This window comes from Micromonospora sp. NPDC020750 (assembly GCF_044334565.1).
Classification (GTDB): Bacteria; Actinomycetota; Actinomycetes; order Mycobacteriales; family Micromonosporaceae; genus Micromonospora.
Map to the genome: position 1 here is coordinate 68,252 of NZ_JBIRTH010000013.1, position 15,366 is coordinate 83,617.

The following is a 15,366-nucleotide window of genomic DNA, read 5'->3' on the forward strand; positions in this document are numbered from 1 at the left end:
GACGTGAGTACCTCTGAGCAAGATCTCATCCGGGCACTGCGCGAGTCGGTCAAGGAAACGGCCCGGCTGAAGCAGCGGAACAGCCAGCTGCTCGCCGCGGCCTCGGAGCCGATCGCGGTGGTCTCGATGGGGTGCCGCTTCGCCGGGGACATCGCCGGGCCGGAGGACTTCTGGCGGGTGGTGTCCGAAGGCGTCGACGTCTACACGCCGTTCCCCGGAGACCGGGGCTGGGACCTGGTCAACCTGTACGACCCGGACCCGGACACCCCGGGTACGACATACGTCGACCAGGGCGCCTTCCTGCACGACGCCGCCGAGTTCGACGCCCGCTTCTTCGGCATCTCGCCCCAGGAGGCGACGGCGATGGACCCGCAGCAGCGGCAGCTGCTCGAGGTCTGCTGGGAGACGATCGAGCGCGCCGGAATCGACCCGGACAGCCTTCGCGGCACCACCACCAGCGTCTACGCGGGGATCGTGCACCAGGACTACGCACCCGACATCGCGGGGGCGGAGGGTTTCCTCAGCCTCGAGCGCGCGCTGGGCAGCGCCGGTGGCATCGCGTCCGGCCGGGTCGCGTACTGCCTCGGGCTCGAAGGGGCCGCGGTCACGGTCGACACGATGTGCTCCTCGTCGCTGGTCGCGATCCACCTGGCGAGCCAGGCGCTGCGCCGGGGGGAGTGCACGATGGCGCTCGCCGGTGGTTCGACCGTGATGGCGACGCCGGGCGGCTTCGTCGGGTTCGCCCGCCAGCGGGGCCTCGCCCGCGACGGCCGGTGCAAGTCCTTCGCCGCCGCGGCGGACGGCAGCAGTTGGGCCGAGGGCGTGGGCGTGGTGCTGCTCGAGCGCCTCTCCGACGCCCAGCGCAACGGGCACCAGGTACTCGCCGTGATCCGCGGCTCCGCGGTCAACCAGGACGGCGCCTCGAACGGCCTCACCGCCCCGAACGGGCCCGCGCAGCAGCGGGTCATCCGCGCCGCGCTGGACGCCGCCGGGCTGTCCGCGGACGAGGTCGACGCCGTCGAGGCGCACGGAACGGGGACCACGCTCGGCGACCCGATCGAGGCGCAGGCGCTGCTGTCGACGTACGGCCGGGGGCGTGATCCGGAGCGGCCCCTGCTGCTCGGCTCGGTCAAGTCGGTCCTCGGTCACACCCAGGGCGCCTCGGGCGTCGCGGCCGTGATCAAGACCGTGCTGTCGCTGCGCAACCGGTACCTGCCGGCCACGCTGCACGTCGACGCTCCGACCCCGCAGGTCGACTGGTCGCCCGGCACCGTCGAGCTGCTGACAGAGGGGCGCGCGTGGCCCGACACCGGGCGTCCGGCCCGCTCCGGCATCTCCTCGTTCGGCGCCAGCGGGACCAACGTCCACATGATCGTGGAGGAGGCTCCGGCCGCCCCCGAACCGGGCGAGCAGGTCGCCGACACCGCGCCGGGGGCGGCGCTTCCGTTCGTCGTCACGGCCAAGACCGCGACCGCGCTGGCCAACCGCGGCCGGCGGCTCGGGGACACCGTGGACGAGAGCGTCGCGCTCGGCGACCTCGCCCACGCGCTGGCGACCCGACGCGCGGTGCAGAGCCGCCGGGCGGTGGTGGTTGCGGCGACCCGCGAGGAGCTGCGCGCGGGGCTCGCCCTGGTGGCCGAGGGCCGGACCGGGCCCGGGGTGGTCGCCGGGTCGGCCGGCACGAGCGGGCCCGGCAAGGTCGTCTTCGTCTTCCCCGGCCAGGGCACCCAGTGGATCGGCATGGGCCGTCGGCTGCTGGACACCTCGCCGGTCTTCGCCGCCCGGATCGCCGAGTGCCAGAAGGCGTTCGAGCCGTGGGTCGACTGGTCGCTGGTCGACGTCCTGCGCGACGGGACCCCCGAGGAGCTCGAACGCGTCGACGTCGTGCAGCCGGTGTGCTTCGCGATGATGCTCGGCATGGCGGCGGTCTGGGAGTCGCTCGGCGTGGTCCCGGACGCGGTCGTCGGCCACTCGCAGGGTGAGATCGCGGCCGCCTGCGTCTCGGGCGCGCTCTCACTGGCGGATGCCGCCCGGGTGGTGACATTGCGCAGCCAGGCGATCGCCGAGCTGCTGCCGGCCGGGGGCGGGATGGCGTCGATCGGGCTGGCCGAGGACGCGGTACGCGCCCTGATCGAGCCGTGGGGAGCGCGCCTGCAGGTGGCGGCGCTCAACGGACCCTCGTCCGTGGTGGTCGCCGGCGAGGGCACCGCGCTGGACGAGCTCGCCGCGCAGCTGGCCGACAGCGACAGCCGGTTCCGCCGGGTTCCGGTCGACTACGCCTCCCACAGCCACTACGTGGAGAGCTTGCGATCCGCCCTGCTGGCCGACCTCGCCGCCGTCACGTCCTCGGCGCCGCGCATCCCGTTCTATTCGACGGTCGAGCCCGGCTGGCGCGACGAGCAGCCGTTCGACGCCGAATACTGGTACCGCAACCTGCGTCAACCGGTCCTGTTCGAGCCGGCCGTCCGCGAGCTGATCGCCCAGGACCATCGGGTCTTCATCGAGCTCGGCGCCCATCCGGTGCTGGTGCCGTCGATCACCGGGACCGCTGCGGAGCTGGACGCGGACGTGCTCGCGGTCGGGTCGATCCGGCGGGACGAGGACGAACCCGCCCGGCTGGCCACCTCGGCGGCCGAGGTCTTCGTCCGCGGCGTGCTGGTGAAGTGGCCGGCCCTGCTGCCCGAGGGCGCCGGAGCGGTCCGGGTCGAGCTGCCCACCTACCCGTTCGACCACCAGCGGTACTGGATCACCATGCCGACCACCGCAGCGGGCGCCGAGTCGCTGGGGCAGGTGACCAGCGGCCACCCGCTGCTCGGCGCGGTGGTGGAACTCCCGCAGACCAACGGCGTGGTCTGCACCTCCCGGTTGTCCCTGGCGACCCACCCGTGGCTGGCCGGTCACCGGATCCAGGACAACGTGCTGGTGCCCGGCACCGCCTACGTCGACCTGGCGATCCAGGTCGGCGACGAGCTCGGCTACGGCGTGCTCGACGAACTGGTGATCGAGGCGCCGTTGGTGCTCGAGGCGGATGCGGCCGTCAGCCTGCAGGTCGCCGTCGGCGCGCCGGACGCCGCCGGTCGTCGCCGGGTGGAGGTGCACAGCTCCCGCGGCGGCGAGTGGACCCGGCACGCCGCCGGCCTGCTGTCCGACGCGTACGACCAGACGTCGGGCAGCGGCTTCGACTTCGGTCAGTGGCCACCCCCCGGCGCCGTTCCGGAGTCGGTCGACGACTTCTACGACCGCCTGGCCGACCGCGGATACCAGTACGGGTCGGCCTTCGCCGGGCTGACCGCCGTGTGGCGGCGTGGCGAGGAGATCTTTGCCGAGGCGGCGCTGCCCGCCGACCACCGGGACGACGTGGACCGGTTCGGCATCCACCCGGCTCTCTTCGACGCCGCCCTGCACACGAACGCCTTCCACCGGCGCGCGGACGACCGCAACGTCCTGCCGTTCGCCTGGACCGGCGTCCGGCTGCACGCCGGTGGTGCCGTCGCGCTGCGAGTCCGGGTCGCGCCGTGCGGACCGGACGCGTTGTCCTTCGACGCCGCGGACGGGACCGGTGCGCCGGTGCTGTCCATGGAGTCACTGGTCTCGCTCCCGATCACGGACGTGGGCGGGCAGCCGGGCGGCCGGACGCCGGACTCGCTCTGGCAGGTCGACTGGACGCCGCTGCCCCTGCCGGCGCCGGTTACGGTGCCGGAGCACCAGGTCGTCGTCGAGAGCTCAGGCGATGTGGTGCGGCTGGCGCTGGCCGACGAGCTCGGCGATCCCCACCCGGACGTCGCCGTCCTGGACGTCGCGCCGGCCGCTGGCGCGGAGGTCGAGCCGCTGCCGCTGCTGGGCCGGGTGCTCGAGGTGGTGCAGGCTTGGCTGGAGGAGCCGGCGCTCGCCTCGGTGCCCCTGGTGGTGGTGACCCGCGGTGCGGTCCCGGCGTCGGGTCCGATCGGGGATCCGGCGGGTGCCGCGGTCTGGGGGCTGGTGCGGTCGGCGCAGGCCGAGCACCCGGGCCGGATCCTCCTGGTCGACGTGGAGCCGGGCGGAGACCGCGACGGGGCGGTCGCCGCGGGCCTCGCCGCCGGCGAGGCGCAGGTCGCGGTCCGTGGGGACGCCGTCCTGGCCCCGCGGCTGGGTCGTGCCGTCCTCACCGGGGAGGCGGTCGCGCCCGGGTTCACCGACGGCGGCACCGTGCTCATCACCGGCGGGACCGGCGTGCTCGGCGCGCTGCTGGCCCGGCATCTGGTGGCCGAGCACGGCGTCCGCCGGCTGGTCCTGGCGGGCCGGCGCGGCGCGGCCGCCGACGGGATGGCCGAACTGGGCGAGCTCGGCGCGTCGGTCGAGGTGGTCGCCTGCGACGTGACCGACCGGGACGCGCTCGCCGCGCTCCTCGCCGCCGTCCGGGCCGAGCACCGGCTGACCGGCGTCATCCACGCGGCCGGGGTGCTGGACGACGCCGTCATCGCGAGCCTCGACCCGCACCGCCTGGCCCGGGTGTTCGCCCCGAAGGCGGCGGCACTGCGGCTGCTGGACGAACTGACCCGCGACGACCCGCCCGAGGTCTTCGCCGTGTTCTCCTCGGCCGCGAGCGTTTTCGGCTCGGCGGGCCAGGGCAACTACGCGGCCGCGAACGCGTACGCCGAGGCGGTCGTGTCCGCGCGCGCCGCCAGTGGTCTGCCAGCGGTGGCGCTGGCCTGGGGACTGTGGAGCCCGGCGACCGGGATGACCGGCCGGCTGGCCGACGTCGACCGGACCCGGATGAGCCGGGGCGGCGTACGGCCGATGCCGGCTGACGAGGCGCTGGCCAGTTTCGACGCGGGCATCCGCTCCGGCGCCCCGCTGCTGGTGCCGATCGGTCTCGACCTCGGCGCGGTCCGGGCTGAGGCGGGTGCCGACGGCACCGTTCCGGCGCTGTTCCGGTCGCTGGTCCGGCCGCCACGGCGGACGGCGCGGGCGGGCGCCGGCGAGCCCGGGGGCGCGCTGGGCCGCCGGCTCGCCGGGCTCACGACCGAGGAGCAGACCGAGCTGGTCCTCGCGCTCGTGCGCACGGAGGTCGCGACCGTGCTCGGCATCGCCGACCTCGACCCCGCCTCCGACGACAGCCGCTTCGGCGAGATCGGGTTCGACTCGCTGACCGCGGTCGAGCTGCGCAACCGGCTCACCGCGGAGACTGCGGTCAAGCTTCAGGCCACGCTGATCTTCGACTACCCGACACCGCGGCAGTTGGGCCGCTACCTGCTCGACAAGGTGCAGGGGTCGGTCGACAGCGGTGCCGCGCCGGTGCCCCGGGCCCCGGAACGTCCGTTCCCGGCCGCCGACGATCCCGTGGTGATCGTCGGCATGGCGTGCCGGCTCCCGGGCGGGATCACCACGCCGGCCGAGTTCTGGGACCTCGTGGCCGAAGGCCGGGACGGCATGTCGCCGCTGCCGGCCGACCGCGGCTGGGAGGTGGACCGCCTCCTCGGCACCGACCCCGATCAGGCCGGGACCACCTACGCCCGGCAGGGCGGCTTCCTGCACGACGCCGGCTACTTCGACGCGGCCCTGTTCGGCATCTCGCCGCGCGAGGCGACCGCCATGGACCCCCAGCAACGGCTGCTGCTCGAAATCACGTGGGAGGCCCTGGAGACGGCTGGCCTCGACCCCTCGTCGCTGCGCGGCCAACCTGTCGGCGTGTACACGGGCATGTCCATCCACGACTACCTCGGCGACCTGGCGCGCGTCCCGGCCGAGTTCGAGGCGTTCACCACCACCGCGACGGCCGGCAGTGTCGCGTCCGGCCGGGTGGCGTACGTGTTCGGCTTCGAGGGCCCGGCCATGACCGTGGACACCGCGTGCTCGTCCTCGCTGGTGGCGATCCACCTGGCGGCCCAGGCGCTGCGCCAGGACGAGTGCGAGATCGCGCTCGCCGGTGGGGTCGCCGTCATGGGCTCCCCGGTCGGCCTGACCGGGTTCTCCCGGGCCCGGGGGCTGGCTGCGGACGGCCGGTGCAAGGCGTTCGCAGCGGCGGCCGACGGCACCGTGCTGTCCGAGGGTGTCGGCGTCGTCGTGCTGGAACGGCTTTCCATCGCACGGCGCAAGGGCCATCGCCCGCTCGCCGTCGTCCGCGGCTCCGCGATCAACCAGGACGGCGCGTCCAACGGTCTCACCGCCCCGAACAGCCTGGCCCAGCAGCGGGTCATCCGGGCTGCTCTCGCCGCGGCCGGCGTCGGCGCGGCCGAGGTCGACGTGGTGGAGGCGCACGGCACCGGCACCACGCTCGGCGATCCGAGCGAGGCGCAGGCCATCATCGCCACCTACGGTCGTGACCGCCCGGCCGGGCAGCCGCTGTGGCTCGGCTCGGTGAAGTCCAACCTCGGCCACACACAGGCCGCGGCCGGCGTCACGGCGGTCATCAAGATGGTGGAGGCGATCCGGCACGGGCAACTGCCGTCCACGCTCTTCGTCGACGAACCCACCCCCCACGTCGACTGGTCCGAGGGCGCCGTGGCGCTGCTGACCGAGGGCCGGGACTGGCCCGACGCCGGCCGGCCCCGGCGCGCCGGGATCTCGTCGTTCGGCATCAGCGGCACCAATGCCCACCTGATCCTGGAACAGATCCCCGAGCCGGCCGCGCCGGAGGAGGACGGGGACATCGCGCCGGCCGTGCTGCCGTTCGTCCTGTCCGCACAGAGCGCGGCGGCGCTCGCCGGCCAGGCGGGACGGCTACGAACCGCCGTGGCGCAGGGGGTGCCGCTCCCCGGTGCGGCCCGGACGCTCGTCGCCGGCCGCGCGCTGCTCCCGCACCGGGCGGTCGTCGCCGCGGCCGGCCGGGACGCTCTGCTCGCCGGCCTGGACACGGTCGCCGCGGGCGAGGCCGGCCCGGGCACGGCGCTGGGCGCCGTCACCGCCGGCGCCACAGCGTCGGTGGTGTTCGTGTTCCCGGGCCAGGGGGCGCAGCGGACCGGCATGGGCCGCGAACTGCACGACCGGTTCCCGGTCTACGCCGCCGCCTTCGACGACGCGTGCGCGAAGCTCGACGAGAGGCTGGCCGGCGTCGTGGACCGGTCCGTCCGGGACGTGGTCTTCGCGCAGCCGGACAGCCCGGAGGCGGCCGCGCTGGACCAGACCGTCTACACCCAGGCGGCGATGTTCGCGGTCGAGACCGCGCTGTTCCGGCTCGTCGAGTCCTGGGGCGTACGACCCGCTCTACTGCTCGGGCACTCGGTCGGCGAGATCACCGCGGCGCACGCCGCCGGAATGCTGTCGCTCGACGACGCGGCGACCGTGGTGGCCGCCCGTGGCCGCCTCATGCAGGCGCTGCCCGCCGGTGGGGCGATGGCGGCGGTGGCCGCGACGGAGGAGGATGTCCGGCCGTTCCTGGGCGGGGGCGTCTCCCTCGCCGCGGTGAACGACCCCGCCTCGGTCGTGCTGTCCGGCGACGAGGACGCGGTGGACGCCGCCGTGCGGGCGCTGCGGGAACAGGGCCGCAAGGTGCACCGGCTGACGGTGTCCCACGCGTTCCACTCGGCGCGGATGGACCCGATGCTCGACGGGTTCCGGTCCGCGATCGCGGACGTGGTCTGGCGGCCGGCCCGGATTCCGGTGGTGGCCCCCGACGGGGCCGACCTGACGGACCCCGGCCACTGGGTCGACCACGTCCGGCGCACCGTGCGCTTCGCCGACGGCGTCCGCGCCGCGCTGGACCGGGGTGGGCGGCTGTTCGTCGAGCTCGGGCCGGGGGCCGGCCTGTCCGCGCCGATCCTGGAGACGGGGACGCGGTCCGGGTACGAACCGGTGTGCGTGCCCGCGCTGCGGGACGGACAGGCCGAGCCGGAAACCGTGATCGGTTCGTTGGCCGCGCTGTTCGTGCGGGGAGTGCCGGTGGACTGGCACCCGCTCGTCCCCGCGGACGCCCCGGACGTCCCGCTGCCGACGTACGCGTTCGACCGCCGGCACTACTGGCTGACCTCGACGCCCGGCGCGGTGAACGCGGCCGATCTCGGGCAGGTCGAGGTCGACCACCCGCTGCTGTCGGCGATCGTGCCCGTCCCGGACACCGGTGGCCTGATCGGCACGGCCCGGCTGGCGCTCACGACCCATCCCTGGCTCGCCGGGCACCGGCTGCACGAGGTGGCGATCCTGCCGGCCGCCGCGCTCGTCGACCTCGCCGTGCGGGTGGGTGATGAGCTCGGCTGCGGCGTACTGGGAGACCTGGCGCTGGAGGCGCCGCTCGCGATCCCCCCGGAGACGACCGTCCGGCTGGAGATCGTGGTCGGAGCCGAGGCCGGCGGCAGCCGCCCGTTCACCGTCTATGGCGCGCGGGACAGTGGGGGAACATGGGTCCGGTGTGCCGGCGGCACCCTGGAAGCCGGCGCCGTCACCGACCCCGGGCCGGTGCAGCCGTGGCCGCCGTCCGATGCCGAGCAGGTCGCGATCGACCCGGAGGCCGCCGGGCGCTCGGAGCTGCTCGGGCTGTGGCGTCGCGGCGAGGACACCTTCGTGGAGGTCGCGCTCGCCGACGAGGAGGAGCCCGCTGCGTTCGGCCTCGACCCGGCCCTGCTCGACGCGGTGACCCGGGTGGTGCTCGACCCCGGTTCGCTCGCGACGCGCTGGGAATCGGTGGTGCTGCACGCCACCGGGACGCGCCGGCTGCGGGCTCGCCTCGCCCGGCTGGACCACGATCGCTGGAGTCTCGAGGCGGCCGACGAGACCGGCCGGCCGGTGCTGTCCGCCCGGTCGCTCGGCTCGATGCCGGTCCGCCCCGAGGACGTGGGCGGCCGCCTCGCGACGGACGCCATGTACCGGGTGGCGTGGCATCCCGTGGCCACCGATGAGGTTCCGCCCGGCCATCCGGCGACCGTCGGCATCGACAGCGCCGAGGGTGTGGCCGCGCTCGCCGCCGATCCCGGCCGGCCGGCGGCCGCCGTGTACGACGTGCCGGCCGGCCCGCCCGCCGGGGTCGTCCTCGCCGACGTTCTCGCCGTGCTCCAGGCCTGGCAGCGCCACGCCCTCGCGGACACCCGGCTCGTCGTGCGGACCGAGGGTGCCGTCGACGGCGGGACCGGCGGCCTCACCGACGCGACCGGTGCCGCCGTGTGGGGCCTGGTTCGCGCGGCCCAGGCCGAGATGCCCGGTGTGCTGCTGCTCGATGTGGAGCCGGGCCTCGACGCCGGAGCGGTCCTCGGTACGGCACTGGCTGTCGATGAACCACAGCTCGCGGCCCGGGCCGGCGGTTTCCGGGTTCCCCGCCTCGCGGCGGCCGGGGCACTGGCCGCGGAGCCCGCCTCGTGGAACCCGGACGGGACGGTGCTGATCACCGGTGGCACCGGGTCGCTCGGCGCTCTCGTCGCGCTTCACCTGGCGCGGACCCGCGGTGTCCGGCGGCTGCTCCTGGTCAGCCGGCGTGGACTCGCGGCCGACGGCGTCGAGGCGCTGGTGGCCGAGCTGTCCGAACGGGGCGCCGAGGCGTCTGTGGTCAGCTGCGACGTCACGGACCGGGACGCGGTGGCGGCGTTGCTCGCCGCGATCCCGCCGGAGCACCCGCTGACCGCGGTCGTGCACACCGCCGGTGTCCTGGACGACGGGCTGGTCGCCGCGATGACCCCGGATCGGCTGGGTGCCGTGTTCGGCCCGAAGGCGGACGCCGCCCGCCACCTGGAGGAGCTGACCCGCGACCACGACCTCGCCGCTTTCATCACGTTCTCTTCCGCCGCGGGGCTGCTCGGCTCGGCCGGGCAGGCCAACTACGCCGCCGCCAACGCCTACCTGGACGGCCTCATGGCGATCCGGCGCGCGAACGGCCGCAACGGCGTGTCGCTGGCCTGGGGCCTGTGGGCGCAGGACGGCGGCATCACCCTGAACCTCGGTGACGCGGACCGGGCCCGGATGCGCCGCGCCGGTGTGTCGCCGCTGCGCCACGAGGAGGGGCTCGCGCTCTTCGATGCGGCCGTGGACAGCGGTGAGGCCCACCTTGTGCCGATCAAGCTCGACCTGGCCGCCGCGCGGGCCGACGCGGCAACGGGCGGACCGGTGCAGCCGCTGCTGCGTGACCTGGTGCGCGTCCGCCGCCGGGCGGGCCGGGCGGCCGCCGCCGGTGACCTGGCGGGCTCGCTGGCCGGCCGGTCGGTGGCGGAGCAGGAGCGCACCCTGCTGTCCCTGGTCCGGGCCCGGGTGGCGCTGATACTGGGGTACGCCTCGGCCGAGGACATCGCGCCGGACGCGCCGTTCCAGTCCGCCGGGATGGACTCGCTGGGCGCGGTCGAGCTGCGCAACCGGCTCAGCGCCGAGGCCGGGTTCGCCATGCCAGCGACGCTGGTCTTCGACTACCCGACGCCGGTGGAGCTGGCCCGGTTCCTCCGGGAACGGCTCACCGGCCGGGACGCGCCGGCGGCGGTCGAGGCCGTCGCGGCGGCGAACCCGGCCGATCCGATCGCGGTGGTCGGGCTCGGCTGCCGGCTGCCGGGCGGCGTGCGGGGCCCGGACGGATTCTGGGACCTCCTGGCCACGGGCGGTGAGGGCCGGTCGGCAGTGCCGACCGACCGCGGCTGGGACCTGTCCGCCATCCCGGTGGAGACGGCCGGCTTCCTGACCGACGCCGCCGAGTTCGACGCCGGGTTCTTCGGCATATCCCCGCGCGAGGCGACGGCCATGGACCCCCAGCAGCGGCTGCTGCTCGAGGTCGTGTGGGAGGCCTTCGAGGACGCGGGGCTCGACCCGGCCGCATACCGGGGTTCCGATGTCGGCGTCTTCGTCGGTGTGATGGGCGAGGGCTACGGGATGCACGGCGGTGACCCGCAGACCGACGGCCTCCGGGTCACCGGCGGTGCGCTTTCGGTGGCGTCCGGCCGGGTGTCCTATGTGTATGGCTTCACCGGGCCGGCGATCTCTGTCGACACGGCGTGCTCCTCGTCCCTCGTCGCGATGCACCTGGCCATGCAGGCCCTGCGCAACGGTGAGTGCTCGCTCGCCGTGGTGGGGGGCGTGACGGTCATGGCGACGCCCAACGCGTACATCGAGTTCGCCAAGGCCGGCGGGCTGGCGGTCGACGGGCGGTGCAAGGCCTTCGCGGCGTCGGCGGACGGGACCAGCTGGTCGGAGGGCGTCGGCGTGGTCCTGCTGCAGCGTCTGCCGGACGCCGAGGCCCGGGGCAGCACGGTGGGCGCCGTGATCCGGGGCTCGGCGGTCAACCAGGACGGCGCCTCGAACGGCCTGACCGCCCCGAACGGGCTCGCGCAGCAGCGGGTCATCCGGCGGGCCCTCGCGGTCGCCGGGCTCGAGCCGTCCGAAGTGGATGTCGTCGAGGCGCACGGTACGGGCACCCGGCTCGGCGACCCGATCGAGGCGCAGGCCCTCCAGGAGACCTACGGCAGGCGCGAGACGGCGGAGCCGCTGTGGCTGGGATCGGTGAAGAGCAACGTCGGCCACACCCAGGCGGCGGCCGGTGTGGCCGGCGTGATCAAGATGGTGCTGGCGTTCCGGCACCAGGCGCTGCCGGCGACTTTGCACGCGGACACACCGACCCCCGAGGTCGACTGGTCCGGTGACACGATCCGGCTGCTGACTGAGGCCCGGCCGTGGCCGGCGCGCCCGGACCGGCCGCGCCGCGCCGGCGTGTCCGCTTTCGGGGCCAGCGGCACCAACGCGCACCTCATCCTCGAGGAGCCGCCCCGGCGGACGCCGGTCACCGCGACCGGACCGGCCGGGTCCGGCGCGGGAGGCCTCCTGCCGTTCGTCGTGTCGGCGGGCGATCCGGGCCGCCTCGCCGCGGTCGCGACCCGGCTGGCGGACGCCGTCGAGGACCGGCAGCCTCCGCTGCCACAGCTGGCCGCCGCGCTCGCGTTCGGCCGGACGAAGCACCGGGAGCGAGCCACCGTGCTCGCGGCCGACCACGGCGAACTGGCCGGGCGGCTGCGAAGCCTCGCCGCCGGCGGGACCGGACCGGACGTGGTCACCGGACGGTCCGGGCCGGGCACCGGCGCGGTGTTCGTCTTCCCCGGCCAGGGCAGCGGTTGGGCCGGCATGGGCCGCGAACTGATGGCCGAGTCGGCGGAGTTCCGGGCGTGGGTACACCGATGCCAGGAACTGCTCGACGAGTACGACTGCGACTGGACCCTGGAAGAGGCGCTCGGCGGTGCCAACGACCTGTCCCGGACCGACGTCGTCCAACCCGCCGCGTTCGTGATGATGACCGGGCTGGCACGGCTCTGGGCCCGGGCCGGGGTCACCCCCGAGGTGGTGATCGGGTCGTCGCAGGGAGAGCTCGCCGCCGCCTGCGTGGCCGGGATCCTCTCGCTGGACGACGCGCTGCGGATCTGCGTCGTGCGCTCCCGGCTGGCCGCGGCGCTGCCCCCCACCGGCGGAATGCTCGTTCTGGGCGTCAGCCGCGCGCGGGCGGAGGAGCTGCTGCTCGCGTACGAGGGCCGGCTCGAGCTCGCCGCGGTCAACGGACCCGCGATGGTCGGCATCTCCGGTGAGGTCGCCGCCATCGAGCAACTCGAGGCTTTCGCCGCGGAGCAGGGGATCTGGTGCCGCAGGCTGCGGGCGGACTACGCGTCCCACTCCTTCCTCGTGGACGAGTTGGAGCGGCCGATGCTGTCCCAGCTCGACGGGGTCGGCGAGCGCCCGGCGCGCGGGCTCGGCGGTTCGTGCCGGTTCTATTCCACGGTCGAGAGCCGGTGGATCGGCCCGGACGAGGTTCTCGACGCGGGTTACTGGTTCCGGAACCTGCGCCGGCCGGTCGAGCTGGAAGGGGCCGTCCGCGCGGTGACCGCCGACATGCGGGCCGTCGTCGAGGTGTCCCCGCACCCGGGCCTGGTGTCGCCAATCCTCGACGTCGTCGCCGACGCCGGTCGGCCGGTCGGGGTGATCGGCACGCTGCGCCGTGACCAGGGTGGCGTACGCCAGGTGTGGACCGCGATGGCCGAGGCGTTCGCGATCGGGTTGCCGGTCGACTGGTCGGCGGCCGTTCCGGGCGACGGGCCGGCCTGGCGTGAGCTGTGCCGCGACCTGCCCACCCATCCGTTCGAGCATCGCCGGTACTGGCTGCGGGGCGGCGGCGCCGTCGCGGCCGCGGAGGAGGCGGTTCACCCGCTGCTGAGCACCGTGGCCGGTTTGCCCGATTCCGATGGCGTGCTCGCCGTCGGGCGGCTGTCCACGCACCAGCAGCCATGGCTCGCCCGTGCCGCGGGGCCGGGCCCGGTCGAGGTACCCGCTTCGGTCTGGGTCGAGCTGATCATCCGGGTCGGTGACGAGCTGGACTACGGCACGATGGCGGAGCTCGACCTGATCGAGCCCGCGTGGTTGGACCGGGGAACGTCCCTGTCGGTGCAGATCTGCGTCGGTGGGACGGACTTCGCCGGTCGGCGACCGGTGACCGTGCGGTCCGCGCCGGCCTCGGCCGATGGCGACCGGTCGGGCTGGACCCTGAACGCGACCGGTCTGCTCGTTCCGAGCCCGGCCGGCACCGACGCGGCGGAGTCCGGTCTCACGGTCTGGCCTCCGGCCGATGCCGAACCGGTGACACCGGCCGACCCGCGAGACGACGTACGTGGCGTCTGGCGGCGAGGCGACGAAACCTTCCTGGAGTTGGTCCTGCCGGACGAGCACCGCGAGGACGCCGCCGCCTTCGGCATCCACCCGCTGCTCCTGGACGCCGCGAGCCGTGCGATGGACCGCGCGCCGGGGAGCGCGGCCCGGTGGCGCGATGTCGAGTTGCACGCGACCGGCGCCGCGTCGTTGCGCGTCCGGCTGCGACCGGCCGAGGACGGAATCGCGCTGACCGCGGCCGACGAGACCGGCCAGACGGTGCTCACCGCCGGCCGGATCGCGGTACGGCCGGCGCGCGAGCCCCGGCCCGGCAGGCCGGGCGGCGTGCTGCGGACTGCGTGGGCCGAGCTCGACCGGGAGACCGCTGCGGCCCCGCCGCGGACCGTTCCGGTGAACAGCGACGATGCGGTGCTCGACCTCAGCGGCGATCCGTCCGCCCTGGCGGTCGCGGTCCTCGACGTGGCTCTCGGCGAACAGCCCGTGGCGGCTTGCCGTCGAGCGCTCGTCGTCGCGCAGACATGGCTCGACGAGCCCGAGCTGGCCGGCCTCCGGCTGGTGGTGCGGACCCGGAACGCGGTCCCGGTCGAGTCCGGCGCGGTGCTCGACCCGGCCGCCGCGGCCGTCCGAGGCATGATCTCCGCCATCCAGGCCGAGTACCCGGATCGTTTCGTCCTCGTGGACGTCGAGCCGGACGCGGATCCGGACGCCGGGCTGGGCCCGGTGCTGGCCGCCGGCGTCGCACAGGCGGCGGTGCGGGCCGGGCGCGTCCACGTTCCACGGCTGGTGGCCGTCGACGAAGCCGGACCGGCTGTCCAGCCGCTCGACCCGGCCGGCACGGTCCTGATCGTGGGCGGTACCGGCGCGGTCGGATCCCGGGTGGCCCGGCATCTGGTCGCCGGGCACGGCGTCCGCCACGTGGTTCTGGCGGGTCGGCGTGGTCCGGACGCTCCCGGGGCGGCGTCCCTGGTCGACGAGCTCGCCGCTCTCGGCGCGTCGGCGACCGTCGTGGCCTGCGACGTGACCGACCGGGACGCGGTCCACCGCCTGCTGTCCGGGATACCGGCGGACCATCCGCTGACCGGCGTGGTGCACGCCGCCGGGATGGCCGACCGCACTCCGCTCGCGGAGTTGGGCCCGGAGCGGCTCGGCGCCGTCCTCGATGCCAGGGACGAGTCGCTGCGGCACCTGGCCGAGCTCACCGCGGGTCAGGACCTCGCCCTGTTCGCGGTGATCACCGCAGCGGCCGAACTCACCGGTCCGGCCGATCAGGCGGCCACGGGAGCGGCTGAGGGGCTCGCCCGGGCGGCTGCCACACGCTGTGGCGCTCGCGCGCCGATGCTGCCGTCCGCGGACGGCTCGGTGCTGTCGGCCCTTTCCTCGGCGATCGACACCGCCGAACAGTTCCCGGTCCCCGGCCGGCCCGATCAGTGGGGCGCACCCGCGCCCGGCCGGCCGGTCCCTCCGCTGCTACGCGGGCTGGTCCGCCCGCGGCGGCGGTCCGCGTACCGGGCGGCGACCGGCGTGGAGCCGGCCGACCGGTGGACGGAGCTCCTGAGTGCGCAGGTCGGTGCGGACCGGGAGAAGACAGTGCTGGATCTGGTGCGGACGCAGCTGGTTCGCGTCCTCGGACTGAACCCGGACGACCCGGTCGAGCCGGAGCGCGGCTTCTTCGAGGTCGGCCTGGACTCCGTGATGGCACTCGAACTGACCCGGCGACTGAGCAGCCACGCCGGCACCGCGCTCACCCCGGCCGCAGTGTTCAACAACCCGACCCCGGCGGCACTGACCCGATATCTCGTCGAGCGGCTCGAGGCGGCCGGGCAAGAGGCCCGGAACTGAGGAAGA

At 75.1% G+C, this 15,366-nt stretch carries 1 protein-coding gene; it reads left to right on the forward strand.

Annotated elements, in window-relative coordinates:
- Positions 1-3: 3 nt before the first annotated feature.
- The gene (locus ACH4T9_RS29470) at positions 4-15,360 is read left to right on the forward strand and encodes an SDR family NAD(P)-dependent oxidoreductase (protein WP_396674464.1); all 15,357 of its coding nucleotides are present in this window, start codon (positions 4-6) and stop codon (positions 15,358-15,360) included.
- The last annotated feature ends 6 nt before the right edge of the window (positions 15,361-15,366 follow it).